General features: G+C 66.0%; 24 protein-coding genes and 2 pseudogenes. 9 read left to right on the top strand and 17 right to left on the bottom strand.

What is annotated here, in order from left to right:
• The 3 genes and pseudogenes from actP to CP958_RS06910 all read right to left on the bottom strand — a co-directional run.
• A pseudogene (actP, locus tag CP958_RS06920) lies at nucleotides 1-377 on the bottom strand (cation acetate symporter); the annotation flags it as partial.
• A complete protein-coding gene (locus CP958_RS06915) occupies nucleotides 377-712 on the bottom strand; it encodes a DUF485 domain-containing protein (RefSeq protein WP_096701234.1) in 336 nt (111 codons plus the stop codon). The gene CP958_RS06915 and the pseudogene actP, both read right to left, overlap by 1 nt.
• 170 nt (nucleotides 713-882) lie before the next feature.
• Nucleotides 883-1647, bottom strand: coding sequence for an IS5 family transposase (locus CP958_RS06910; protein WP_096701233.1), 765 nt, complete (start codon nucleotides 1645-1647; stop codon nucleotides 883-885).
• 144 nt (nucleotides 1648-1791) lie between these two features.
• On the opposite strand from CP958_RS06910, the pseudogene CP958_RS06905 reads away from it, so the two are divergent.
• Nucleotides 1792-2543 (top strand): annotated as a pseudogene (locus CP958_RS06905) (IS5 family transposase).
• Nucleotides 2544-2657: 114 nt separating this feature from the next.
• Here the strand turns inward: CP958_RS06905 and CP958_RS06900 are convergent.
• From CP958_RS06900 to crcB, 4 genes are all read right to left on the bottom strand, one after another.
• Nucleotides 2658-3497, bottom strand: coding sequence for an OmpA family protein (locus tag CP958_RS06900; protein WP_096701232.1), 840 nt, complete (start codon nucleotides 3495-3497; stop codon nucleotides 2658-2660).
• Nucleotides 3498-3543: 46 nt separating this feature from the next.
• Entirely contained in the window at nucleotides 3544-5553 is a 2010-nt protein-coding gene (locus tag CP958_RS06895) for an AsmA family protein (protein ID WP_096701260.1), read from the bottom strand.
• Between the two features lie 161 nt (nucleotides 5554-5714).
• A complete protein-coding gene (locus CP958_RS06890; RefSeq protein ID WP_096701231.1) occupies nucleotides 5715-6059 on the bottom strand; it encodes a DUF190 domain-containing protein in 345 nt (114 codons plus the stop codon).
• Between the two features lie 10 nt (nucleotides 6060-6069).
• Entirely contained in the window at nucleotides 6070-6456 is a 387-nt protein-coding gene (gene crcB / locus CP958_RS06885) for a fluoride efflux transporter CrcB (RefSeq protein ID WP_096701230.1), read from the bottom strand.
• Between the two features lie 226 nt (nucleotides 6457-6682).
• Between crcB and CP958_RS06880 the strand changes: the two genes are divergently transcribed.
• The 5 genes from CP958_RS06880 (at nucleotide 6683) to CP958_RS06860 (ending at nucleotide 10948) form a co-directional block, all read left to right on the top strand.
• Nucleotides 6683-7954, top strand: coding sequence for a diguanylate cyclase (locus tag CP958_RS06880; RefSeq protein WP_096701229.1), 1272 nt, complete (start codon nucleotides 6683-6685; stop codon nucleotides 7952-7954).
• Nucleotides 7955-8050: 96 nt separating this feature from the next.
• Nucleotides 8051-8743: a molybdate ABC transporter permease subunit gene (gene modB / locus CP958_RS06875; RefSeq protein WP_096701228.1), complete on the top strand. Its 693-nt coding sequence runs from the start codon at nucleotides 8051-8053 to the stop codon at nucleotides 8741-8743.
• A gap of 7 nt (nucleotides 8744-8750) precedes the next feature.
• Nucleotides 8751-9842, top strand: a complete 1092-nt coding sequence (gene modC, locus CP958_RS06870) for a molybdenum ABC transporter ATP-binding protein (RefSeq protein WP_096701227.1) — start codon at nucleotides 8751-8753, stop codon at nucleotides 9840-9842.
• Between the two features lie 62 nt (nucleotides 9843-9904).
• Nucleotides 9905-10405 (top strand): Prostatic spermine-binding protein precursor, encoded by a 501-nt coding sequence (locus CP958_RS06865; protein ID WP_096701259.1) that lies wholly within the window; start codon nucleotides 9905-9907, stop codon nucleotides 10403-10405.
• 36 nt (nucleotides 10406-10441) lie between these two features.
• Complete coding sequence (locus tag CP958_RS06860; protein ID WP_096701226.1) at nucleotides 10442-10948, top strand: response regulator transcription factor; 507 nt, start codon at nucleotides 10442-10444, stop codon at nucleotides 10946-10948.
• On the opposite strand, the gene CP958_RS06855 is transcribed toward CP958_RS06860, so the two are convergent.
• The 7 genes from CP958_RS06855 to CP958_RS06825 form a co-directional block, all read right to left on the bottom strand.
• Nucleotides 10936-11244 (bottom strand): hypothetical protein, encoded by a 309-nt coding sequence (locus tag CP958_RS06855; RefSeq protein WP_096701225.1) that lies wholly within the window; start codon nucleotides 11242-11244, stop codon nucleotides 10936-10938. The genes CP958_RS06860 and CP958_RS06855 overlap by 13 nt on opposite strands.
• Nucleotides 11245-11287: 43 nt before the next feature.
• Nucleotides 11288-11797: a hypothetical protein gene (locus CP958_RS06850; RefSeq protein ID WP_096701224.1), complete on the bottom strand. Its 510-nt coding sequence runs from the start codon at nucleotides 11795-11797 to the stop codon at nucleotides 11288-11290.
• A 108-nt stretch (nucleotides 11798-11905) separates the two neighbouring features.
• Nucleotides 11906-12373 carry a hydrogenase maturation protease gene (locus CP958_RS06845; RefSeq protein WP_096701223.1) on the bottom strand — a complete coding sequence of 156 codons (468 nt, stop codon included), beginning with the start codon at nucleotides 12371-12373 and terminating at the stop codon, nucleotides 11906-11908.
• Entirely contained in the window at nucleotides 12370-13869 is a 1500-nt protein-coding gene (locus CP958_RS06840) for a Ni/Fe hydrogenase subunit alpha (protein WP_096701222.1), read from the bottom strand. Before CP958_RS06840 ends, CP958_RS06845 begins: the two co-directional genes overlap by 4 nt.
• Before the next feature lie 13 nt (nucleotides 13870-13882).
• Complete coding sequence (locus CP958_RS06835; RefSeq protein ID WP_008616908.1) at nucleotides 13883-14434, bottom strand: NAD-reducing hydrogenase moiety large subunit; 552 nt, start codon at nucleotides 14432-14434, stop codon at nucleotides 13883-13885.
• Entirely contained in the window at nucleotides 14434-15204 is a 771-nt protein-coding gene (locus tag CP958_RS06830; protein ID WP_096701221.1) for a 2Fe-2S iron-sulfur cluster-binding protein, read from the bottom strand. The genes CP958_RS06835 and CP958_RS06830 overlap by 1 nt, the downstream gene beginning before the upstream one ends.
• Nucleotides 15201-17060 carry an NAD(P)H-dependent oxidoreductase subunit E gene (locus CP958_RS06825; protein WP_096701220.1) on the bottom strand — a complete coding sequence of 620 codons (1860 nt, stop codon included), beginning with the start codon at nucleotides 17058-17060 and terminating at the stop codon, nucleotides 15201-15203. Before CP958_RS06825 ends, CP958_RS06830 begins: the two co-directional genes overlap by 4 nt.
• Nucleotides 17061-17286: 226 nt before the next feature.
• Here CP958_RS06825 and CP958_RS06820 point away from each other — a divergent pair, with 226 nt between their 5' ends.
• Nucleotides 17287-17790 (top strand): GNAT family N-acetyltransferase, encoded by a 504-nt coding sequence (locus CP958_RS06820; protein ID WP_096701219.1) that lies wholly within the window; start codon nucleotides 17287-17289, stop codon nucleotides 17788-17790.
• A complete protein-coding gene (locus CP958_RS06815) occupies nucleotides 17790-18200 on the top strand; it encodes an Rrf2 family transcriptional regulator (RefSeq protein ID WP_096701218.1) in 411 nt (136 codons plus the stop codon). Before CP958_RS06820 ends, CP958_RS06815 begins: the two co-directional genes overlap by 1 nt.
• Before the next feature lie 147 nt (nucleotides 18201-18347).
• Here CP958_RS06815 and CP958_RS06810 read toward each other — a convergent pair whose 3' ends face one another.
• The 3 genes from CP958_RS06810 to thrC are packed head-to-tail and all read right to left on the bottom strand — an operon-like array spanning nucleotide 18348 to nucleotide 22374.
• Nucleotides 18348-19712, bottom strand: coding sequence for an ABC transporter substrate-binding protein (locus tag CP958_RS06810; RefSeq protein ID WP_096701217.1), 1365 nt, complete (start codon nucleotides 19710-19712; stop codon nucleotides 18348-18350).
• Nucleotides 19712-20974: a pitrilysin family protein gene (locus CP958_RS06805; protein ID WP_096701216.1), complete on the bottom strand. Its 1263-nt coding sequence runs from the start codon at nucleotides 20972-20974 to the stop codon at nucleotides 19712-19714. Before CP958_RS06805 ends, CP958_RS06810 begins: the two co-directional genes overlap by 1 nt.
• Nucleotides 20971-22374 (bottom strand): threonine synthase, encoded by a 1404-nt coding sequence (gene thrC, locus CP958_RS06800; RefSeq protein ID WP_096701215.1) that lies wholly within the window; start codon nucleotides 22372-22374, stop codon nucleotides 20971-20973. Before thrC ends, CP958_RS06805 begins: the two co-directional genes overlap by 4 nt.
• Before the next feature lie 189 nt (nucleotides 22375-22563).
• Here thrC and CP958_RS06795 point away from each other — a divergent pair, with 189 nt between their 5' ends.
• On the top strand, nucleotides 22564-24006 hold the full coding sequence (locus tag CP958_RS06795; RefSeq protein WP_242442783.1) for an ATP-binding protein: 1443 nt from the start codon (nucleotides 22564-22566) through the stop codon (nucleotides 24004-24006).
• The last annotated feature ends 4 nt before the right edge of the window (nucleotides 24007-24010 follow it).

Raw genomic sequence — 24010 nt, 5'->3', positions numbered from 1 at the left:
AGGATGATCGGCCAGCCGACCAGCCAGCCCACCGAGAAGATCAGGCCGTCATAGCCCGAGCCGTAGACCAGGGCGGAAATACCCAGGAACGAGGCGGCCGACATATAGTCGCCCGCGATGGCCAGACCGTTCTGGAGGCCGGTGATGCCACCGCCGGCGGCATAGAAGTCGGCGGCGGTCTTGGTGCGGCCAGCCGCCCAGTAGGTGATGCCCAGCGTCATGCCCACGAAGATCACGAACATGATGATGGCGTGCCAGTTGGTGGCCTGCTTCTCGGCCCCCCCCATGTCGGCACCGGCCGCCAGCGCGGCGGTGGCGAGGAGCGCCGTGCCGCCGAAGGCGAGCGCGGACGCGATTGCGGTCTTTGTCGTCTTCATCAGCGGGATTCCTCGATGATCTGGCGGTTCATTTCGTCGAACTCGCCATTGGCGCGGAAGACGTAGATGCCGGTCAGCACGATGGCCGACAGGATGACGCCGACGCCGATGGGGAAGCCGATGGTCATCACGCCGCTGGCCGACATCAGTTTGCCCAGCCACGCCTTGTCGAAGGCGATCACCGCGATGAAGCCGAAATAGATGGTCAGCATGATCGCCGACAGCGTCCATGCGAAGGCGTTGCGCTTGGCGACCAGTTCCTTGAACTTCGGATTGTTCCGAATGTGCTCGGCGCTCGCGAGATTCGCGGCCGATGGCTTGCCGTGTGAACTCATTAATGCTCCTCCCCTGACGTTGCATGGGTTACCGCCGCGATTACGGTCGGCATTGTTGGACGCCCCGCCTCCGTCAAGTGATCGGGGCGAAACTATTCAAGGCTAGCCTACAGGAGCAAGATTGCGCCGAGATGACGGCAGAATTAACTCGACCCTCCTAGGGTCGGGACTCATAACCAGTAGCTGACGGTCGCCGCGATGCAGACGGTGGCCATGAAGTTGACGGCGCGGCGGTCATATCGGGTTGCGACGCGGCAGAAGTCCTTGAGGCGGCAGAACATGCGCTCGATGGCGTTGCGGTCGCGGTAGAGGACTGGTGAAAAGCAGTTCTTCCAACGCCAGTTGGCCTTGGGCGGGATGTTCGGCGCGGTGCCCTTGCTCTCGATCTTGGCCCGCACGGCGTTGCTGTCGTAGCCCTTGTCGCCGTGCAGGATGCCGGTCTTCGGCATGGCATCGAGCAAAGTGTCGGCGGCGGTGCAGTCGGCGACCTGGCCGCCGGTCAGCAGGAAGGCGATGGGGCGGCAGAACGCATCGGTCAGGGCGTTGATTTTCGTGGTGCGACCGCCACGCGAGCGACCAATCGCCTGCGCCCGCCCCCCCCCTTTTCCACCAGCAGCGCAACGGTGCGCCTTCACCGCCGACGAGTCGATCAGCACCTGCGCCGGAGGCCCGCCCGTTGAAGCCAGGGCCTGAAAGATGGCCTGCCAGATGCCCTTGCCCGCCCAGCGGACCCCTTCGAAGCGGTTGTAAAGCGTCTTGCGTGGCCCGTAGATCGAGGGCGCGTCCACCCAGCGGCAGCCCGATTTCAGGACCTGCACGATGCCGCTGATGACCCGCCGGTCGTCCACCCGCGCCCTGCCTCGGGTATCCGTCGGGAGATGCGGCTCAAGCCGCGCAAACTGATCGTCCGTCAGCCAGAAAAGGTGATCGTTCATCCAAAGGCTCCCTTCGGGAACCTTGAATCACGAGACGCATGTCAGGGAAAGACTATTTATGGGGCCTGACCCTAGGCTGTAGTGACAATTTAGGATTCCCCTGAATCCGGAATTGTGATTCAAAGCTGATTTTGGAGGTCAGCTTTGGAAGGCGAGATTCTGCGAGACGACCAGTGGGAGCGTCTGAAGCCCTTTGTCCCCGGCGGGCGCAAGGGCAAGCGTGGCCCTCGTAGCGACGGTCGGCGCTTTTTTGATGCCGTATTGTGGCTTGCCCGCTCGGTTGGGCGATGGCGAGATCTTCCCGAGCGGTTCGGGCCGTATGACACGGTAAAGCGGCGCTATTACCGTTGGATCGAGCAAGGGGTGTTCGACCGGATATTTGAGGCTGTTTCGGTCAATCCGGACCTTGAATGGCTGATGATCGATGCGACGGTCATCCGAGCCAACGCGCAAGCAGCCGGGGCGCGGCAAAAAAGGGGGCCCAGGCTCTCGGGCGCTCCCGAGGCGGATTCGGAACAAAGCTCCACGCCGTAGTCGATGCGCTCGGACTGCCTGTGCGCTTCGAGCTTGGCCCCGGCCAGCAAAACGACATGGCCCCTGCCTGCGACCTGATCCGAGGATTGAAGGCGGGCCAAGTCCTCGCCGACCGCGCCTATGACGCGGACAGCCTCCATGACCTCATCCTCGACCAAGGTGGCGAGCCGGTTATTCCACCCCGCCGCCATCGCAACTACCAGCACGCCTATGATCGGATCGCCTACAAACACCGCTGGGGCATTGAAGGCTTCTTCGCAAAGCTCAAGCAGTGGCGGCGCATCGCAACTCGCTACGACAAGATCGCCGCCAACTTCTTGGGCTTCATCAAGCTCGCCAGCATCATGTTCTGGCTCAGATAATTAAATTGTCACTACAGCCTAAAGAGGGATAAGTCCCTTCGTATTCCTCCTTCAAAGAATAAGCCCCCTTCCCGGTGGGGAAGGGGGCCTTGGTGCCGAGGCACCGTGCCGGTCTTACTTCTCGAAGTAGATCTCGACGCGGCGGTTCTTGGCTTCCTTGGTGTTGGCCTTGGTCGGCACGGCCAGCTTGGTGAAGCCGAACGACTTGGCGTCGATGGACTTGATGCCCATCTTGGTCAGCTGCTTCTCGACCGAAGCGGCGCGGGCGCTGGACAGCTTGTCGTTATAGCGGGCATTGCCGACGGTGTCGGTATGGCCGGCGACGTAGATGCTGGACGGCTTGATCTCGCCGGCGGCGGCGGCCACGTCCTTGAGGGTCTTCATGGCCTCCTTGGTCAGGGCCGACTTGTTGAAGTCGAAATAGACGATGAAGGTCTTGACGATCTTCGGGGCGGTGGGAGCGGCGGCCTTGACCTGCAGCTCCGGCTCGACCTTCAGGAAGGCGGCGCGGCAATCGGAATTGGTGTCGCCCTCGGCCTCTTCCTCGAGCCAGCAGTCGAACATCACCTGGGCCTTGGCGGCGGCGGCGGGCACGCGGTCGCGGGCGCCGTTGCCGAAATAGCCGACCAGGCGGGCGCGGGCGGCGTCCAGTTCCTTGACGCGCTCGGGCATCAGATTCCAGTCGGCGGTCAGCTCGGGATCGACCGAGGCGCCGGTGGCGGCCGTCAAGCCCTTGCGGGCGAAGACGGCGGCGTGATCCCACTCGTACTCGTCCAGGGCCTCGTGCTTGGTATAGGCCTTGTACTCGGTGAACAGGGCCTTGGTGAAGGCCGAGCCGGCGGTGGGTGCCGGGGCCGCCATGATCTCGTTGACGTCGGCCACCTCGAAGGGGGTGGCGCAGGCGCCCAGCAGGGCGGTCATGCCGATGGCGGCGGCCAGATGCAGGAACTTCATCGTGTTTATCTCCAGTAGATGCGTTGGTCGATGATCAGAGCGGGCCTTAACGCCCGAAAAGCTTCAGGGGGTTCAATTTGTCGGTGGGAGACGAGCCCGACGATTTTCCGCCGATGGCTCCGGGGATCAGGCCTTCCACCGCCTTGCCCACGTTCTGGACGTTCTGCTTGAGCAGGGCCTCCAGGTCTGGACGGTAGCTGAGATTGTCCCAAGGGCCGGTCACCAGGATCGGCACGACGACGCCGGCGGCGTTGCCGCCGCCCTGGCCTTCCAGGCTGGCGACCACCTTGGGGTCGATGCGGTAATTGACGCTGCGCTGGGGCAGATCGACGGTGCCCTTGCCCTCGACGCGCAGCAGCGGCGACTTCAACGCCAGGTCGTTGTTGGTCAGGATGCCCTTGGCGATGGTGAAGGTGCCGCCCAACTCGGCGAAGTCGGTCTTCTCCGACGACGCGGCGCCGCCGGTGAAGGCGGTGGCGACGTTGCGCGCCATGGCGGCCAGATTGATGCCCTTGATGGCGCCGTTGAGGAAGGTGAGCGCTCCCTTGCCGTTCAGCGAGGAGACGATCTGGCGCTGGGTCTTGCCCTGTCCCGTCACCGCCACGTCGAAATTGCCGGTACCCGACAGGCGGTCGGTATCGGCGGCGTCGTTGAGGAACGGCTCGGCCTGCAGGCCCTTTAGCTGGAACGAGGCGTCGAGGCCGACGCCCGGCATTGATCCGTCCAGCGCCACCCGGCCCTTGCCGGCGCCCTGATAAAGCGCCAGTTCGGTGAGGTCGGCGGCTAGCTTGCCGTCCTTGATCACCAGCTTCAGCGCGCTTTTGCCCACCTTGATCTTCTTGACCAGGATACCGGCGCAGGTCAGCGAGAAGTCCACATCGGCGGCCTTGAGGCCCGAGGCGTCGATAGGATCGTCGCTCCAACCCTGGTGCGCCTTGGCCTGCCCCTGCTGCGGGGCGCCGGCCGCCGCCTTGCCGTCGCCGCCCTTGGACGGCGCACCGTCCGGCGGCAGGTAGGGATTGACGTCCAGCATGTCCACGTCCAGGCGGCCCTTGACGGCCGGCTTGGCGCCGCCGGTATTGACCGTCACGTCGCCCTTGGCCTTGATGGCGTCGATGGCGATGCTGGCCTGGGTGAAGGCGATCTGGGTCGGTCCGGCGACCAGCTTGCCGTTGATGGACAGCGGCCCCAGTCCGTTGCCGGCCATGGTGATGGGCGAGCCCGCCCAGGCGGCCAGATTGCGGATGGACGGCACGCCGAGGTCGAGCATGCCGTCGACGCCCGGCGCGGCGCCGCCCTTGGCGTTGCCCTTGAGCCCCAGCTTGAGCGGTTCGGAGGTGACGGCGATGTCGAGCGCGCTGCTCTGGCCGTCCATCAGGGCCTTCAGGCTGGCGACGCCCAGGGAAAGCTCGATCTTCTTGGCGTTCCATACCAGACTGCCCTTGGCCGACAGCGGCTCGGACAGGCTTTTCAACGCCACCTGGAGGTTGATCTCGCTCACCTCCTGCCTGGCGCCGGTCTTGCCGTCGATCTGGGTCAGCTTGCCGTTGGTGATGCGCACGTCGCCCAGACGGATGTCGTTGAGGCCGGCGGACGGCGCGGCGGCGGGTTTGTCGGCGGCGGGCTTGGACTGAGCGGCGGCGGCCGGCTTGTCCGAAGAGGCCGTCGGGCCGTCGAACACCCAGTTGCCCTTGCCCTGACGGTCGGTTTCCAGCGTGATCACCGGATCGACCAGAACGAAGCTGTCGACCTCGACCTTGCCGCCCAGGAGCGGCATCAGCTTCAGCCGGACGTCCACCGCGCCGAGGCGGATCAGGTCCTTGGAGGTGTAGCCGGGCGGATTGGCCAGGGCCACATTGCCCACCTGCACCGAAAGCGAGGGGAAGGCCGAGACCGAAACCTTGCCCTGGATGGAGAGGTCGCGGCCGGTGGCGTTCTTCACGCCGGCCACCACCTCGTTCTGGATACGCTCCGCGGGAATCAGGGCCGGCAGGGCGACGAGGGCGGCGATGATCAGAACGACGACGGCGCCCAGTACGATCAGGACTTTTTTCATGCGCATCCCCCGATGCCCAATAGGGCCGTTTCGACGCCGTTTTGGCGGGTCGCGGCCCCACGCATTAGACGATCAGCTTATACCCATTGGCGAAATTGTCCAGTCGCCCCGTGGAATCATTCAGAAACGAGGTGTGACGTCCTGATGTCGCTGGATTTTGTCTATGCGGACGGATTTGGGCCGTAGCGCAGGACCTGAATCCGCTCGAGAGTGATCAGGCCCTTCTCGCGCATCATGACATCCAGGATGGGGAGAAATGCCTCGATCTTTTCGGGGGCGTCGACGATCTCGACCACCACCGGCAAATCCTCGGACAGGGCGAGAATCTTGGCGCTGTGCAGGCGGGACGAGTGGCCGAAGCCCATCTGGCCGCGCAGCACCGTGGCACCGGCCAGATTGTTGTGCCGGGCCTCCTTGACGATGGCCTCGAACAGCGGCCTGCCGTCGTGGCGGGTCTGTTCGCCGACGAAAATCCTGAGCAGGGTGGCGTCCTTGGGAATGCGCATGGCCGCTCTCCTATTTGTTGAAGATCATGGCCGCCGTGTGACCCAGCCATACGGCGATCAGGCAGAGCGCCACCGATCCCATGACGTTCATGCCGGCGGCCAGCCATTCGCCGCCCTCGGCCAGGGCCAGGGTCTGCAGGCTGAACGACGAGAAGGTGGTGTAGCCGCCGCAGACGCCCACCATGAAGAAGGTGCGCCATTCGCTGGGCACATAGAGACGGCCGTCGGCCGAGGTCAGGGTGGCGAACAGGCCGATGGCCGCCGAGCCGGTGACGTTGATCACCAGGGTTCCCCAAGGGAAGGTGCTGGCGCTGGCCTCGGAGATCACCGCCGTCAGCCAGTAGCGCAGCGTGCCGCCGATGGCGCTTCCCAGGGCGACCAGGGCATAGGTGAACATGCGCCGCTTTCCGTGTGGTTGGCCGAAGGCTTCGACTATGCCCCCTCGGCCGGTCGGGTCAACAGGAAACACCCCTTGCGCACATTGCGTATAGGCTTCGGCGTCCGACTCGCCCTATATTGGCGTGGGTTCGGGGTGAGCATTCCCATCGGGCGAGAGCCCGAGGCTCCGGGGGGAGCCGAAGAAGGGGGGAGAGCATGCATCGTCGTGATTCTCGGTTGTGGCAATGACTGAACTCGATCCCGTCGGTTTGGCCGGCGTTCTCGAGGACAGCCCCATCGGTGTCTCCATATCGCGCAAGCGCGACGGGATGATCGTCTTCGCCAACCACACCTTCTGCGAGCTGATCGGCGTGCCGCGTCTCAAGGTGATCGGCTCCAAGGCCCGCGACTATTACGTGGACGACCAGCAGCGCGCCACGGTGATCAATTACATGAAGCGTCACGGCAGCGTCGATCACGCCGAGGTGCAGTTCCGCCGTTCGGACGGCGCGCCGTTCTGGACGCTGCTGACCATCCGCGAATCCCTGTTCGGGACAGAGCAGGTCAACCTCGCCTGGGTCTACGACATCACCGAGCGCAAGAATTCCGAGGAGCGGCTGCAACTGGCGGCCAAGGTGGTGGAAACCGCCAACGAGGGCATCATGATCACCGGCCCCGACGGCACCATCGAGGCGGTCAACACCGCCTTCACCCGCATTACCGGGTTCAGTTTGGACGAGGCCATCGGGCGCAAGCCCAACATCCTGAAATCCGGGCGTCACGACAACGACTTCTACCGCGATATGTGGCGCTCCATCCTCGATACCGGCCAGTGGCAGGGCGAAGTGTGGAACCGCCGCCGTACCGGCGAGGTGTTCATCGAGTGGCTGTCCATCGCCACGGTGCGCGACGCCTTCGGCGATGTCTCCCACATGCTGGGTATCTTCAGCGATATCACGGCGCGCAAGGAAGACGAGGAGCAGGTGTGGCGCCAGGCCAATTTCGACGCCCTGACCGGCCTGCCCAACCGCTCGCTGTTCCTCGACCGCCTGGGTCAGGCCGTCAAGGCGGCCAAGCGTGACCGGACCCGCTTCGCCCTGCTGTTCATCGATCTGGACGGCTTCAAGTCGGTCAACGACACCTTCGGCCATGCGGTGGGCGACCTGCTGCTGCAGGAGGCGGCGGCGCGGCTTTTGCTGTCGGTGCGCTCGTCGGATACGGTGGCACGCCTGTCGGGTGACGAGTTCACGGTGATCCTCCACGACGTGGAGGGACGCAACGAGATCGGCAACGTGGCGGCCAAGGTGGTGGCGCGGCTGGCCGAGCCCTTCGAGCTGGATGGCCATGACGCCAGTGTCCAGGCCAGTGTCGGCATCGCCGTCTTCCCCGACGACGCCGACGACGCCGCGCTGCTGATCCGTCTGGCCGATCGGGCCATGTACACGGTCAAGGGATCGGGCAAGAACAATTTCGGCTTCCATGAGATGCCGGAACGTCTTGTCTATCCGCTGGACTAGAGGCCTAGCCGATCCGCCGTTGACGGGGGACGAGGAAATGTCATCCTGAGCGCCGCGAAGGATGACGTTTCCCTTTGCCCTTGGACGGAGAAACCCATGTTCACCCTGACACCGCTCGAGATCGAGGCTCTGCGCCTGTCTCTGCTGGTGTCGTTCTGGGCGGTGGCGGCGTCGCTGCCGTTTGGATTGGGCTGCGCCTGGCTGCTGGCCCGCCGGGATTTTCCCGGCAAGGTCCTGGTGGACGGCATCATCCATCTGCCGCTGGTGCTGCCCCCCGTGGTGGTCGGCTACGGCCTGCTGGTGCTGCTGGGACGACGCGGCGTGGTGGGCGGCTGGCTCCATGACTGGCTGGGCATCACCCTGGCCTTCACCTGGAAGGGCGCGGCGGTGGCCTCGGCGGTGATCGCCTTTCCCCTGATGGTCCGCGCCATCCGTCTGGCCCTGGAAGGCGTCGACCGTGGCCTGGAGCAGGCGGCCCGCACCCTGGGCTCCGGCCCCTTTCGCACCTTCTGGTCGGTGACTTTGCCCCTGATGCTGCCCGGCGTGCTGACCGGGGTGATCCTGGCCTTTGCCCGGTCGCTGTCCGAGTTCGGAGCGACCATCACCTTCGTGTCCAATATTCCCGGCGAGACCAGGACGCTGCCCATCGCCCTTTATGCCCTGACCCAGGTGCCCGGCGGCGACGAGGCGGCGCTGCGGCTGTGCATCATCTCGGTGGTGGTGGCCTTCGCCGCCCTGCTGGCCTCGGAATTCCTGGCGCGCCGCGTCCAGGCCCGGCTGAAGGGGTAGGGGAAGCGTGCTCGAACTGGATGTCCGTCGCCGCCAGGGCGATTTCAACCTCGACGTCCGGCTGTCGGCCGGGCCGGGGGTGACGGCGCTGTATGGCCGCTCCGGCTCGGGCAAGACCTCGGTGATCAACATGGTGGCCGGGCTGTCCCGTCCCGATGACGGCGTGATCAGCGTCGACGGCCGCGTACTGTTCGACCGGCGGGCCGGCATCGACCTGCCGCCCGAGGCCCGGCGCCTGGGCTATGTCTTCCAGGAACACCGGCTGTTTCCCCACCTGTCGGTGCGCGGCAACCTGGAATTCGGCCAGCGATTGCTGCCGGCGGCGGAGCGGACCCAGTCCTTCGACAAGGTTGTCGAACTGCTGGGCATCGAGCATCTGCTGGACCGGCGCCCAGCCAAGCTGTCGGGCGGCGAGAAGCAGCGGGCGGCCATCGGCCGCGCCCTGCTGGCCAGTCCCCGCATCCTGCTGATGGACGAGCCGCTGGCGGCGCTGGACCCGGCGCGCAAGGCCGAACTGCTGCCCTTCATCGCCCAACTGGCGCGGCGCTTCAACATTCCCATCCTCTATGTCAGCCATTCCATGGACGAGGTCCTGCGGCTGGCCGATACCCTGGTGCTGATGGATGACGGCACGGTCGCCGCCTCGGGGCCGCTGGAGACCCTGATGGGTGACCCGGGCCTCAGGCCGCTGACCGGCCGCTACGAGGCGGGCGCCGTGATCTCCGCCGTCATCGCCAGCCATGATGCCGCCTATGGGGTCAGCCGGCTGGCCTTCGACGGAGGCACCCTGATCGTCAGCCGTTCGGACCTGCCGGTGGGGGCCCGGGTTCGCATCCGCATCCATGCCCGCGACGTGGCGGTGGCCATCGAGGCGCCCGAGCGGGTCAGCATCCGCAACGTGCTGCCGGCCAGCGTCGTCTCGGTGGCGGCGGCCGATGCCTTCATGGTGGATGTGATCCTGGCCTGTGGCGCCACCCGTCTGTGGGTGCAGATCACCGCCCTGGCCCAGGCGCAGCTCAACCTGGTGCCGGGCATGCGGGTCCATGCCCTGATCAAGGCCCTGACCATCGCGCGGGGCGACGTGGCATCTGTGGATTAGCTCCTATACCTACGGGTTGATTTGCCATAGGCTTTGGGCATAGCAACCGAATGGAGGCGTCCATGAAAGCCTGGTTTCTGCTTGTTCCCCTGATGCTGGGTGTGGCCGCCGGTCAGGTTTCGGCCGCCGATAGCGGCGGGCTGGGCAGCGTCCTCAAGGACGCCGCCACCGATGCCGCCGGACAGGCCGCCCGCGATACCATCGACAAGACCGCGCCTCGCAGCGGCAGCGACCGTGACCGCGATGTGCGCGATCGTGACCGCCGTGATGACCGTGACCGCGATGTACGCGACCGTGACCGTCGTGATGATCGTGATCGGGACGTACGTGACCGCGACCGCCGTGATGATCGTGATCGGGACGTACGCGACCGTGACCGCGACCGCCGTGACCGCGATATGCGCGATCGTGACCGCCGCGATGACCGTGATCGCCGGGACCGCGACTATCGCGACCGCGACCGCCGCGATGGGCCGGGCAATTCCTACGAGCACCGCCGCGATGGACGCGGGGCCGAGGATAATCCCGGCCGCGGCAAGAAGAACCGTCGCGACGACGATTAAAGCCCGATGATCCAGACGGGGGTTTTCTGAGCGGTCATGAGGTCTGTTCATATTCTGGTGGTGGACGATGACCCCACCGTCCGCGCCATTCTCGACTCTCTCCTCACCGCCCAGGGGTACCATGTCACCTCCTGCGGCGGAGGGGAGGAGATGTGGGCGGCGCTGGCCGCCGGCCCCGCCGATCTGGTGGTCCTCGACGTGGAGATGCCGGGCGAGGACGGCTATACCCTGGTCCAGCGCCTGCGGCAGCGTTCGGCGCTGGGCATCATCCTGCTGACCAGCCATACCGCCATGGAGCACAAGCTGTATGGCCTGGAAATCGGCGCCGACGAGTTTCTGAGCAAGCCGTGCGATCGCCGTGAGCTGCTGGCCCGCATCAAGGCGCTGTTGCGCCGGGCACCGCCGGCTCCCGCCGGAAAGCCGCCGGTCCGTCCGACCTCCTGCCCGTCCTGCGGCAGCCGGCTGCGCTATTCCCTGCAGTCGGAAGCCGGCTCCATCGGCTCGTGCCCGGCCTGCAGCTGGTCGAAGTTCTACGAGGCCTGAGGCGTATCCTCCACCTCGCTGCGGCAGTCGCAGCCCTTGCCGGCGGCGATCCAGCGCGCCACCAGCCGCGATGCCCAGCGCCGGGGGAGGAGGGGCGCGAAACGGCCGGGTTCGGCCAGCGCGCCGCAGACATAGCGCCCGTCGCGCCATTGCGACGCGGGGCAGGGGCCTTCCAGGCGGCGGAACAAGATGATTCCCAGGGGACAGGTCGCCACGGCGCAGCACAGGCCGCAGCCGTTGCAGGCCGCGCCATAAGCGGGCTTGGGCGGCGCGTCCGAGCGGAGTTCGACCTTCAACGGGGAATGCGGGCATCCCGCCCGCAATGGCCGGCCGGAGGCGTCACAGCGTCACTTCGTGCTCGAAGTAGTCCTTGTTGCGGATGTCGGCGCCCGACTTGGTGCGGTCGATGTAGACGACGCGCCAGCCGGGCATCTCTTCCTTGATGCGCCGGGCGATGTTCAGCGCCCGGGTCTGGAAGGCCTCGGTCACCGCGGGGGTCACCGCCTCGATCCGGTCCAGGGAATGCTTCCACGCCACGATCTCGGATTTGAGGCCGGGGGACAGCAGCACCGGGGCCGGATCGGCGGTCTCGTCATCGCTGTTCCACACGCCGTCCGAGCCGTAATAGCACATCAGCCGCACCCAGACCTGACGGTCGCCGCCGCGGCCCGGCGCGCCGGCCACCGTCATGGAGGACAGCCGGGAATTCTCGGCCCGGAGGCTTGCGATCTCGGCCACCGCCTCGGCCAGCAGGCCGGCCAGGCAATTGCGCTCGTGCCCTCCCTCGCCGCAGCGGCAGGTGGGGGCGGGAAAGCCCTGCAGGCGGGAAATCAGGTCGGTGTCGGACATGATGGAATACCCCTGTTCGCGAGTGTCGCAAGAATAGCCCCACACCGGCCGGCGAACCCGCGCTCTATGGACCGGGCCGCCATGCAGGGAACGGATTTCCCAACCCTTTCAGGCGGGACGGTCAAGCAGCCAGTCCCGCGTCCAGGCCAGGGCCGCGTCGAGATGGTCCTTGGCCGCCGGGCTCAGGGGCTCGCCCAACTCGAATGCCTCGCCGGCGATGGCCAGCAGGGTGCAGGGCGGCGGGGCGCTTCCCTTGATCTCGGCATAGACATGCATGACGCCCTGGGGCGACAGGGCATGGCTGGTGAATGAGGAATCCTTGGCCGGCGCGATGATCTCGGCGCGGAACGGCGCGTCGCCGGGCGCGGCCGAGGCATCGACGAACAGCACCCTTTCGCGCCCCTCCAGATCCAGGGCGTGCTCCACCTGCAGTTGGAAGTCGGTCAGCAGGTCGACCTTGCCCCAGCGGGGATGGGCGTCGCGCAGTGCCTCGATCGCATCCAGCAGAGCGGGACCCAGGGCGTCGTCGCCCCGCGACGGATTGCCCCAGCCGAAGATCAGGGTGGGGGCGGTCACGCTGCCCCCTTGCTCACCCGCCCCTCGGTATCCTTGGTCATACGGTCGATCTCGGCACCGCTCGCATCCACCAGCGTGACTTCCAGCGGCATCTTGCCCAGCGCGTGGGTGGCGCAGGACAGGCAGGGGTCGAAGCAGCGGATCGCCACCTCGATGTGGTTGAGCAGCCCCTCGGTGATCTCGTGCCCCTGGAGGTAGTTCTTGGCCACGTCCCTGACCGCCACGTTCATGGCGGTGTTGTTGTTAGTGGTCGACACGATCAGGTTGGCATAGGTCACCACGTCGTCCTCGTTGACGCGGTAGTGGTGGAAAAGCGTGCCGCGCGGCGCCTCGATGACACCGATGCCTTCCTCGCGGCGCGGGCCCAAAGCCATCATCTCGGCGCCCATGATGTCGGGGTCGAGCAGCAGGTCCTTGATGGTCTCGGCGGCGCACAGCATCTCGATCATGCGCGCCCAGTGGAAGCCCAGCGAGCCGTGCATGGGCTTACCGTTGCCGTGGGCGATCAGTTCCAGGCGCTCTTCCTCCGCCTGGGGCGTGGGGATGCGGTCGCAGTTCTGCACGCGGGCCAGCGGGCCGACCTTGTACCAGCCCTTCTCCTCGCCCAGCGTGGTGATGTAGGGGAACTTCATATAGCTCCACGGCTTGACGCCCTCGGTCAGCAAGGTGTTGTAGCCCTGGTAGCTGACCTGGTCGAAGATCACCTCGCCGTCCCTGTCCCGAGCCCGCAGCGCCCCGTGATAGAAGTCCAGCGCCCCCTTGTCGTCCACCAGACTCATCATGGTGGTGGGGACGTTGCCGAACACGTCGTAGAGGGCCGGATTGGAGAGGTGAAGCTGCTTGATGATGCGGACCGCGTCGCGGCTCCAGACGATCATCTGGTCGGCGTCCTTCAGGAGGTAGTCGCGCTCCTCCTGGCTCAGGGACTTGTTGACGCCGCCGGGAATGGAACCGGTGCCGTGCACCCTTTTCCCCGAGGTGACGCGGATCACCTCCTGGCCGAACTTACGCAGCAGCACGCCCATCTTGGCCACGTCCGGATTGGCGGCGGCCACGCCGACGATGTTGCGCTTGGCCACGTCGGAATCGAAGCCGAACAGCAGGTCGGGCGACGACAGATGGAAGAAGTGCAGCGCGTGGCTCTGCAGCATCTGGCCGTAATGCATCAGGCGCCGGATCTTCTCGGCGGTGGGCGTCAGCACGCCGCCGTTGACGATCATGTCCATGGCCTTGGATGCCGCCAGATGGTGCGACACCGGGCAGATGCCGCACAGGCGCTGGACCAGGACCGGCACTTCCCAATAGGGACGGCCCTCGATGAACTTCTCGAAGCCCCGGAATTCGACGATGTGCAGGCGGACCTGATGCACCTGATTGTCGTCGTCCAGCAGGATGGTGACCTTGCCGTGGCCCTCGACCCGCGACACGGGCTCGATGACGATGCGTTTCAGCGCCTCGGGGTTCTTGGCGGTTTCCAGTTCGAATTGGTGCCTCATTGCGGGCGTTCCTTCAGTCGTAATGGATCAGGCCGTGGCCCAGGGTGGGCGTGCGGCCGGCCAAGAGATCGGTGAGAAACTTCCAGATGGCGTCGCCGGATGGCGGGCAGCCGGGCAGGAAGTAATCGATGCGCACCACCTCGTGCAGGGGGTGGACCTCGTTCAGCAGCAGCGGAATCTCCGGGTCGTTGGGGATGTGCACGCCGCGCCCCGGCTGGGCATAGACGGCGGCCAGGATGTCGCGGATATCCAGGCTGTTGCGCTGGGCCGGCAGGCCGCCGTTGATGGCGCAGGCCCCCATGGCGATCAGGATCTTGCAGTTCTTCCTGAACTCATGGAGCACATGCACGTTCTCGGCGTTGCACACGCCACCCTCGATGATGCCGATGTCGCAATCGGGGCTGCAATGCTTGATGTCGGTGATGGGCGAGCGGTCGAACTCCACCAGTTCCACCAGATCGAGGATGCGCTCGTCGATGTCGAGGAACGACATGTGGCAACCGAAGCAGCCGGCCAGCGAAGTGGTGGCGACCTTGAGCTTGCGCTTGGGGAGGGGGGCGTTCATCACACCTGCTCCTTCACCGGGGCGTACTGCACCGGGTTGTCGCTGATGGGGGCGATGTCGAAGCGGCGCTGGCCGTAGGGTACCTCGAAACCGTGGCGCTTGTGCAGGATGACGCCCACCGGGCAGACGTCGGCGGCCTTGTCGGTGGCGGCCATGTTGGTGTCGCCCAGCTTGCCGCTTTCCGAGTTGCAGATCAGGTGCTTGGTGTTGCCGCGTCCCGACAGGGCGAAGACGTTCTTCTTGTCCACCTCGGCGCTGGCCCTGACGCACAGCTCGCACAGGATACAGCGGTTGAAGTCCAGCAGGATGTCGGGATGGCTGGCATCGACTTCGCGCTTGGAGAAGTATTGCGGAAAGTGCGGGTCCATGACGCCCAGGTCGTAGGCGAGGCCCTGCAGCATGCACTTGCCGCTCTTCTCGCAGCTGGGACAGTAATGGTTGCCCTCGACCAGGAGCATCTGCACCAGGGTGCGGCGCAGGTCGAGGATTTCCGGCACCTCGCTCTCCACATGCTGCCCGGCCTGGGCCGGGGTGGTGCAGGATGCGGCGGCGCGGCCGGGAATCTTGACGCTCTGGCCGTCCTCGGTGGTCACCGTACGGGAATCGATGCGGACCGTGCACAGCTTGCACGAGCCGTGGGGCTTGAACTCCGGGTGGTAGCACAGATGCGGGATGAATTTGCCCGCGCTCAAGGCCGCCTGGATGATGGTCTGGCCTTCCTCGAAGGGGATTTCCTCTTCATCGAGGAAGAAGGTCTTGGGATCGCTCATGCCGGATCTCCCGCCTTGGTGCCGATGCCGGCCTTGGACTTTCTGTGGGCGATATGGAAGTGGGCGCCGGGATCGTCGCGCCCGGTCACCTCGCGCATCTTCGAAAGCGCCTTGTCGAGGTCGAAGGCCGGCTCGAAGTCGCGCACGTTGAGCCGCAGCTCGTAGCTGGGGCGGAACTTCTGCAAGGTGTCGGCGACGCAGTTGCCCGCCGTCTGGCCCAGGCCGCAATGGCTGGCGGTCTTGAGCGTGCGGATGACCCGCCAGATGTCGTTGATGTCGTACTCGCCGCCATGGCCCTCGTCGATCTTGTCCATGGCGTTGGCCAAGAGCGTGGTGCCCACCCGGCAGGGCGTGCAGAAGCCGCAGCTTTCATGGACGAAGAAGTGGGCGAAATTGCGCGCCACCTGGAACATGTCCCGCGTGTTGTCGAATACCATGAACGAACCGCCGGTGGGGATGTCCTCGAAGGCGATGCGCCGGCCGAACTCGTTGGGCGCCACGCACAGGCCCGAGGCTCCGGCGATCTGGCAGGCCTGAGTGTCGTGCGCGCCGCAATCGGCCAGCACCTGGGCGACCTTGACGCCGTAGGGGTATTCGTAGATGCCGGGCCGCTCGCAATCGCCCGAGATGGACAGGATCTTGGTGCCCGCCGATTTGGGCGTGCCGATGGATTTGTACCACTCGGCCCCCTTGGCGGCGATCAGCGCCGCCGAGGCCAGGGTTTCTACGTTGTTGACGGCGGTGGGCTGGCCGAGATAGCCCGAGGTCACCGGGAAGGGCGGACGCTTCCTGGGCACGCCGCGCTTGCCCTCCAGGCTTTCCAGCAGGGCGGTTTCCTCGCCGCACACATAGGCGCCGGCCCCCAGATGGATTTCGATATCGAAGTCGAAACCGGTGTGGCCCAGGATGGACTTGCCCAGCAGCTTGGCGGCCCGGCGCTTCTCCAGCACCGCATTCAGGGGCTCCAGCAGGTAGCGGTACTCGCCGCGCAGGTAGACCAGGCCCTTCCTCGCCCCGATGACGTAGCCCGACACGGTCATGCCCTCGAACACCATGTCGGCATAGGAGGACAGCAGGACGCGGTCCTTGAAGGTGCCGGGCTCGCCCTCGTCGGCGTTGCAGACCACGTAATGGGCGGGATGGGGGCCGGTACCCACGGCGGCACGGCAGAATTCCCATTTCTGCCCGGTCGAGAAGCCGGCGCCGCCGCGTCCGCGCAGGCCCGAATCCTTGATGGCGTCCAGCACCTGCTGCGGGCTTTTCAGCGCCTTCAGCGCATCGCCGGGGGCGAAATCGGCGCCCAGCAGAGCGTCCTTGCGCCGGATGTTGTCCTCGACCCTGAAGAATTCGGCCGGCCACTCGGCCAGCGGCGTCTTGTGGCGGATCAGCTCGACGATCTGGTCCACCCGCTCGGGCGTCATGCGGGTGACGGGGCGGTAATTGACCAGCAGGGCCGGGCCCTGGTCGCCGAGACCGGTGCATGAGGTGGTATCGACGCTGACCAGCCCGTCCTCGGACACCCGGCCGGGCTTCAGCCACAGCTTCTTGCACATGCGGGCCATCAGGTCGGCGTTGCCGGCCATGCGGTCGGTGATGTTGTCGCTCCACAGCACGCGATAGCGGCCCAGGGGCTCGGTATGGAAGAAGTGGTAGAAGCCGGCCACTCCCTCGACCCGGCCGCGCGGCAGCTTGGTGCCCTCGGCCACCCTGGTCAGGATGTCCGGCGACAGCCATTCGGTCTGTTCCTGAATCTCGCGCAGAATCTGCATCAGGCGGGTTGGGTCGGAACCGTGCCGGGCCAGCACGGCCTCGATCACGGCGCCTTCATCGACGCCGTTGGAATTGACACCGGGCATTGATGACCTCCCCACCCTTTTTCGTGGTCGCCTTGCTTTGATAAGGCTCAAAAAGCCTACACCCCGAGAGGACATTCGCCAACCCGCCACGTGACCGCTACGTCTTCGGCAGGGTCATGGCTGAAAGGACGATATGACACGGCTTTAAGGTGGATGGTTAGAAATGGCGTTGTAATCATCCATATGCTGCAGTAGAACGGTATTACCAGTACTGAAGGCGGTCTATATGGCAAATCCACAGGCTAGGCAGTCCGAAAGAAAACCTATCGTCCGCCTCGCAAAGGCGACAGACATTCCGCAAGTGATTGCCATTGATACGGAGAATACTGGTCTGTCCAAGGCCGAGTATTGGGAAGATTTGTTCGAGCGTTACAATAACCGCTCGACTGATGTGGATGATGACACTCAGCCTAAATCCGTAAAACGGTACCGATTTTTCTTGGTGGCCTGCGATGGTGATACCGTTCTTGGATTCATCATCGGTGAAGTGCGTGCCTGGGAATTCGGTTCGCCGCCTTGTGGCTGGATTTTTGCCGTGGGTGTGCGCAACAACATCCGGCAGGGTGGCGTCGGCCATACGCTGCTCGAGGCGCTGAACGACCGCCTGCGCAAGGCGGGCGTCACCAAGGTGCGCACCATGCTGGCGCGCGACGATACCCTGATCATGAGCTTCTTCCGCAGCCAGGGCATGATGGCCGGCCCCTTCATCCAGTTCGAGAAGGATCTCTGATGAAGCTCCAGAAAGCCACGCGCTGCGCCCTGTTCGCCATCCTGGAGCTGGCCTCGGGCCATGACCGCCAACTGTCAGCCAACGAGATCGCCGAGAAGTACGGCATCAGCACCAACCACCTGGCCAAGGTGCTGCGCTCCCTGGGCCGTGTCGGACTGGTCGAGGCGGTGCGCGGCGCCGGCGGCGGCTATCGCTTTTCCGGCAATCGGCGACGCACCACCTTGCTGGACATCATCCAGTTGTTCGAGACCATCGACCCCATCCGCCACGGCGAACGGGAAGACGGCGACGACACCGCCGAGGGCAAGGGCCTGTGCCAGGTGTTGATGGAAATCGAGGACACGGCGCGCGCCACCTTTGCCTCCATCACGCTGGATACCATGATCAAGTTGGTGGAAAAGCACCGCTGAGGCTTGGTGCCCTAATACCCGTCATGCCCGGACGTGATCCGGGCATCCACGTGGCGCCACCACTCTCATCGTTTCAAGAGGCATTCCCGCGGAACCGCGTGGATCACCGGGACAGGCCCGGTGATGACGGCGGTTGGGGGGCGCTGTCTACTGGGTTGGCCGTGCCTGCCCAGCCGGAACCGGCGGCTTCGGCTTGGGCTGGGTTCCCGGTGGGGCGCCGCCGGGAGGCGTCCCCGGCTTGGGCGGATTGGCGCCCGGCGGGTGGGCGGGAGCGGGGTCCTCGGTCCAGCGCATGGGGCATAGCCCGGCATCGCGGCTGTGCCAGTCCTTGATCAGGGTGGAGCGCAATTCCTCGGTGGGGCGGCCCTTGGCGTCGCGGGTGGTGCGGCGCAGATAGACGTTCACCGAGGGGAAGTGGTTGGTGTCGAAGCGAAAGGCGCCGCGTACCGAGGGGAACTCGGCCCGCCGGAGCGCGGAGCGCACCGCGTCGCGGTCGCCGGTGCGGCCGCCGGTGGCGCGCAGGGCGGCGTCCAGCATCTGGGCCGTGTCGTAGCCGTGGGCCACCCAGCCGGTCACCGGGCGGCCGAATTCCAGTTCGAAATCGGTGATCAGGCGCTTGTTCAGCGGCGTATCGAGGTCGGGGCTCCACGGCGCGACGTTGAGCACCTCCATGCCGGCATCGGTCATGGCGGGCAGCATGGGGCGTTCCCAGCCCTGCCACACGCCGATCATGGGAATGTCGGCCTTCATTCCGGCGGCGGCGTATTCGCGGGCGAAGGCGCCGCCCATGCCGCCGGTCAGCAGATTGACCACCGCGTCGGGCGCCGCCTGGCGCATGGCGGCGATTTCCTCGGTGAAACGGGTGGTGCCGTGGCGGGGGCGCAACACCTCGACCACTTCGCCCGGCCAGGCGCGGCGGATGGTCCCCACCGCCTGATCGGTGGCGGGGGCGTCGGTGCCGATGACCATGATGCGGCGCATCTTCTCGGCGGCCAGATAGGCGGCGATGGCCTCGTGCACCGCCTGCACCGGCGTCGCCACCTGGAAGAACCAGGGCGAGCAGCCGGCGCCGGCCAGACTGGCCGGCGCGGCGTCCAGGTTGAGGATGAAGGCGCGGGATTCGGTCAGCGTCTTGACCATGGCCGACATGGAGGGCAGCGTCACCGCCGTCACCACGAAGTCCACCTTCTCGCGCTCCAGCAGCCTGCGCGCCACCGCCAGGGCGGTATCGGGCGAGCCCTTGTCGTCCTGGACGACGACGCGCACTTCCTGGTTGGCGAAGCGGCCGCCCAGGTGGCGCATGGCGGTGGTGAAGCCGTCGACGCTGTCCTGGCCGGCCATGGCGCCCGGTCCCGACAGGGTGGCGATCACCGCCACCACGATGGTGGGATTGGATACGCCGGTGGTCACCGGCAGCGCCGTGGCGGCGGCCGGGGCCAGCAGCAGGGCCAGGGCCCCGGCGGGACCCAGCAGCAAGGAGCGTGCGAGGAGGGCGGCGCGGCTGTGGCGCATCAGGGCCTCAGGCGTTCGGCCACCCGCTCGAAGCCTTCCACCTTGCCCAGGGGACCGATGGCGGCGAAGGTGGGCGCTCCGGCGAACAGGCGGCGGGCCACGCGGGCGCAGTCCTCGGCGGTGATGGCCTCCACCTTCTCGACCACCTCGGCCACCGGGATGGGACGGCCATAGACCACCACCTGACGGGCCAATTGCTCGCAGCGCGACGTGGTGCTTTCCAGGCTCATCAGGATCGAGGCCTTGAGCTGGGCGCGGGCGCGCTGCACCTCGGCATCGTTGACGCCGCCGCATACCTTGACGATCTCGTCGCACATGACGGGGATCAGTTCCGCCACCTCGTCCTCGCCGGTGCCGGCATAGACGCCGAACAGGCCGCCGTCGTTGTAGGACGAGGCGAAGGAATAGATGGAATAGACCAGTCCGCGCTTCTCGCGCACTTCCTGGAACAGGCGGCTCGACATGCCGCCGCCCAACAGGGTCGACAGCACCGAGGCCGAGTAATAATCCGGGTCGTCATAGGCGACGCCGTCGAAGCCCACCACCACGTGGACCTGCTCCAGGTCGCGTTCCTCGCGGTAATCGCCGCCGACGTAGCGGGCCTGATCGGTCACCGCCGCATGATGGGGCGGCAATTGCGAGAAGGCCGCCTGGGCGCTGGCCACCAGATGGTCGTGGTCGATGCGGCCCGAGGCCGACAGCACCATGCGCGGCGCCGAGTAATTGCCGCGCAGATAGCCCATCACCTGATCGCGGCTCATGGAGCGCACCAGTTCCTCGCTGCCCAGCACCGGGCGGCCCAGGGGCTGGTCGGGATAGGCGGTCGACTGGAAGTGGTCGAAGATGATGTCGTCGGGGGTGTCGATGGCCTGATTGATCTCCTGGACCACCACCGCCTGTTCGCGGGCCAGTTCCTCGGCCTCGAGCGTCGAGTGCTGCAAGATGTCGGCGATGATGTCCAGCGCCAGCCCGGTGTCCTCTTTCAGCACCTTGGCGTAATAGGCGGTATGGTCGCGCGCCGTGTAGGCGTTGAGGTGGCCGCCCACCGCGTCCATCTCCTCGGCGATGTCGAGGGCCGAGCGCCGTGCCGTCCCCTTGAAGGCCATGTGCTCGAGGAGGTGGGAAACACCGTTGATCTCGGCCGGCTCGTGCCTTGTGCCGGCGTCGACCCAGACGCCCAGCGAGGCCGTCTCCACCGTGTCCATGGGATCGGTGACGATCTTCAGCCCCGACGGCAACCGGGTCTCGCGGATCTCGCTCATGCGGATGCCCGCCCCGCGAAGGTGCGGACATAGGTCTTCAGAGCTTCGGCATCGTTGCCCAGGCGGTCCAGGCGTTCGGTCCGCTGGAACAGATCGGCCATGTGGGGCGGCAGACCGGGACGCAGGCCGGTGGCCTTCTCCACCGCGTCGGGGAATTTGGCCGGATGGGCGGTGGCCAGGGCCACCATGGTGCAATCCTTGGCGGCGTGGCCCTTCAGGGCGGCGGCGACGCCGATCACCGAATGGGGGTCGAGAGTCTCGCCGGTGGAGCGCTTGAGCGAACGCATGGCGGCCAGCGTCGCCTCGTCGTCGAAGCGGTAGGCCTCGAACACTTCGCGCATGGCGGTCCATGCCCCCTGGGGCATGACCATGGCGCCGTTCTTGCGGAAGTCTTCCATCAGCTTGGCCACGGCGGCGCCGTCGCCGCCCAGGCCCAGGAACATCAGCCGCTCGAAGTTGGACGAGACCTGGATGTCCATGCTGGGCGACAAGGTGGGGACCACGCCGTCGGTCTTCATGACGCCGCCCTCGAAGAAACGGGTCAGGATGTCGTTGGTGTTGGAGCCGACGATCAGCTTTTCCACCGGCAGGCCCATCAGCCGGGCGGCATAGCCGGCGAAGACGTTGCCGAAATTGCCGGTGGGCACCGAGAAGCTCATGGGCACGTCGGGGGCGCCCAGCGCCACCCCGGCGGCGAAGTAATAGACGATCTGAGCCATGACGCGGGCCCAGTTGATGGAGTTCACCGCCGACAGGTTCATCTCGTCCCTGAAGGCCGCGTCGTTGAACAGCGCCTTCACCAGGTCCTGGCAGTCGTCGAAGGTGCCATCCACTGCCACGTTGCGCACGTTGGACGACAGTACGGTGGTCATCTGGCGGCGCTGAACCTCGGAGACCCGGCCATGGGGGTGCAGGATGACGATATCCACCGCCGCGCGGTCGCGGCAGGCCTCGATGGCCGCCGAGCCGGTGTCGCCCGAGGTGGCCCCGACGATGGTGACCTTTTGCCCCCTCTTCTTCAGCACATGGTCGAACAGGCGGCCGACCAGTTGCAGGGCGTAGTCCTTGAAGGCCAGGGTCGGGCCGTGGAACAGCTCCATGACCCACTGGTTGTGGCCCAGTTGCTTCAGGGGCGCCACCGCCGGATGGGTGAAGGAGGCATAGGACTCGGCGCACAGGCGGGTCAGTTCGGCCTCGGTCAGGCAGCCCTCGACGAAGGGGCGCATGACGCGCACCGCCAGTTCGGCATAGGACAGGCCCCGCATGGCCCTGATCTCGGCGGCCGAGAAGACCGGCCAGCTTTCCGGCAGATACAGGCCGCCATCGCGGGCCAGACCGGCCAGCAGGACGTCGTCGAAATCAAGAACCGGCGCGGCGCCGCGGGTGCTCACATACTTCAAGGGACAGCCTCTTCGAAGGCGAAATGCAAAAGTGGGATACACTAGCGATGCCGGAACGGCGGAGCAAGCATGGCGCGTCGCGGGGATAATCCCATAGCGCAAAGGGATAAGCCCAGACTTTTGGGTTGATACGTGTTTGGCCTGACCATACTCTACGAATAGACATAATTCGCTACAATTCGTTTCTAGGTGATCGGTGTGACGGTGATGGGCAGGGTGGAGGACGCGGCCGGGCGGGAGGGCAATGCCTTCCGGGACGCGGTGGTGCGCCTGCTGTTGCCGCTGCCGCTGAATGTCCTGTTCATCGGCGGTACCCTGTTCGCCGTGGTGGTGGCGGAACTGGTCGCCGCCGCGGTGAGCTTCGCCATGATCGGCCATGTGCCGCCGGTGGTCTGGGCGGGGGCCTTCTTCGCTCCCCTGGTGGTGGCGCCGGCCGAGCTGGCGGTGCTGGTGGCGGTGATCGGCCGCATGCGCGACGAAGTGGGGCGCCGGCGTCGGGCGGAGCGCGATTTGCTCGAGGACGTCATCGATCGCCGCCTGATGGAGGCGGAACTGCGCGCCAGCGAGGAGAAGCTGCGCGCCATGTTCGAGATGTCGCCGCTGGGCATGGCGCGGAACACCCTGGATGGGGCTTTTCTCGAAGCCAATCCCGCTTTTTGCGGCATCGTCGGCTACAGCCTCGAGGAACTGCGCTCGCTCAGCTATTGGGATCTGACTCCGGTCCGCTACGCCGAGAACGAGACCAGCCACCTGGACAGCCTGGAAACGGTCGGGCGTTACGGCCCCTACGAGAAGGAATACATCCACAAGGACGGCCGGTGGATTCCGGTTCGTCTCTCCGGGGTGCTGATTTCCGGCGGCGATGGCGAGGGCTATATCTGGTCCATCGTCGAGGACATCACCGAAACCCAGGCGGCGGAGCGGGCGCTGATCGCCAAGACCGAGGAACTGGCCCGTTCCAACGCCGACCTCGAGCAGTTCGCCTTCATCGCGTCCCATGACCTGCGCGAGCCGTTGCGCATGGTCAGCGCCTATATGGGGCTGCTGGAGCGGCGCTTCGGCCCGGTGATCGGCGCCGAGGGGGCCGAATACGTCGCCTACGCCAAGGAAGGCGCCCAGCGCATGGACCGGCTGGTGCTGGACCTGCTGGAATTCTCGCGGGTCGGCCGTATGGAGGAGGCGCTGGAGCCGGTTTCCCTGGACGAGGTGGTGGACGGCGTCATCGCCAACCTGTCGCCCGCCATGGGCGAGTGCGGCGCCCGGGTGGAGCGCCCCGAGCCGTTGCCCGCCATTCCGGCCGTCCGGGGCGAGATGGTGCAGTTGCTGCAGAACCTGATCGGCAATGCCGTCAAGTATCGCGATCCGTCGCGGCCCCTGGTGGTCCGTGTCTCGGCCCGCCAGGAGCGGGGGCAGTGGGTGGTTTCGGTGGCCGACAACGCCATCGGCATCGCGCCGGACTATTCCGAGCGCATCTTCCGCATCTTTCAGCGGCTCCATACACGGGACCGCTTCGAGGGCACCGGCATCGGCCTGGCCATCTGCAAGCGCATCGTCGAGCGGCACGGCGGCCGGATTTGGGTCGACTCGGTGCCGGGCGAGGGATCGGCCTTCAGCTTCACCCTGCCGGCCTGACCGG

This window comes from Magnetospirillum sp. 15-1, assembly GCF_900184795.1.
GTDB lineage: Bacteria > Pseudomonadota > Alphaproteobacteria > Rhodospirillales > Magnetospirillaceae > Phaeospirillum.
This window is presented reverse-complemented; position numbering and strand designations above follow the sequence as displayed.

Bases quoted from the DNA above. Each gene is read 5' to 3' on its own strand.
- modB (WP_096701228.1), top strand. From the start codon at position 8,051: ATGTTCACCCTGACACCGCTCGAGATCGAGGCTCTGCGCCTGTCTCTG.
- CP958_RS06850 (WP_096701224.1), bottom strand. From the start codon at position 11,797: ATGTCCGACACCGACCTGATTTCCCGCCTGCAGGGCTTTCCCGCCCCC.
- CP958_RS06835 (WP_008616908.1), bottom strand. From the start codon at position 14,434: ATGAACGCCCCCCTCCCCAAGCGCAAGCTCAAGGTCGCCACCACTTCG.
- CP958_RS06805 (WP_096701216.1), bottom strand. From the start codon at position 20,974: ATGAGCGAGATCCGCGAGACCCGGTTGCCGTCGGGGCTGAAGATCGTC.
- CP958_RS06840 (WP_096701222.1), bottom strand. From the start codon at position 13,869: ATGAGGCACCAATTCGAACTGGAAACCGCCAAGAACCCCGAGGCGCTG.
- CP958_RS06890 (WP_096701231.1), bottom strand. From the start codon at position 6,059: ATGCGCATTCCCAAGGACGCCACCCTGCTCAGGATTTTCGTCGGCGAA.
- CP958_RS06830 (WP_096701221.1), bottom strand. From the start codon at position 15,204: ATGAGCGATCCCAAGACCTTCTTCCTCGATGAAGAGGAAATCCCCTTC.
- CP958_RS06915 (WP_096701234.1), bottom strand. From the start codon at position 712: ATGAGTTCACACGGCAAGCCATCGGCCGCGAATCTCGCGAGCGCCGAG.
- crcB (WP_096701230.1), bottom strand. From the start codon at position 6,456: ATGTTCACCTATGCCCTGGTCGCCCTGGGAAGCGCCATCGGCGGCACG.
- CP958_RS06825 (WP_096701220.1), bottom strand. From the start codon at position 17,060: ATGCCCGGTGTCAATTCCAACGGCGTCGATGAAGGCGCCGTGATCGAG.
- CP958_RS06900 (WP_096701232.1), bottom strand. From the start codon at position 3,497: ATGAAGTTCCTGCATCTGGCCGCCGCCATCGGCATGACCGCCCTGCTG.
- CP958_RS06895 (WP_096701260.1), bottom strand. From the start codon at position 5,553: ATGAAAAAAGTCCTGATCGTACTGGGCGCCGTCGTCGTTCTGATCATC.
- CP958_RS06820 (WP_096701219.1), top strand. From the start codon at position 17,287: ATGGCAAATCCACAGGCTAGGCAGTCCGAAAGAAAACCTATCGTCCGC.
- CP958_RS06910 (WP_096701233.1), bottom strand. From the start codon at position 1,647: ATGAACGATCACCTTTTCTGGCTGACGGACGATCAGTTTGCGCGGCTT.
- CP958_RS06815 (WP_096701218.1), top strand. From the start codon at position 17,790: ATGAAGCTCCAGAAAGCCACGCGCTGCGCCCTGTTCGCCATCCTGGAG.
- CP958_RS06865 (WP_096701259.1), top strand. From the start codon at position 9,905: ATGAAAGCCTGGTTTCTGCTTGTTCCCCTGATGCTGGGTGTGGCCGCC.
- CP958_RS06810 (WP_096701217.1), bottom strand. From the start codon at position 19,712: ATGCGCCACAGCCGCGCCGCCCTCCTCGCACGCTCCTTGCTGCTGGGT.
- CP958_RS06860 (WP_096701226.1), top strand. From the start codon at position 10,442: ATGAGGTCTGTTCATATTCTGGTGGTGGACGATGACCCCACCGTCCGC.
- CP958_RS06880 (WP_096701229.1), top strand. From the start codon at position 6,683: ATGACTGAACTCGATCCCGTCGGTTTGGCCGGCGTTCTCGAGGACAGC.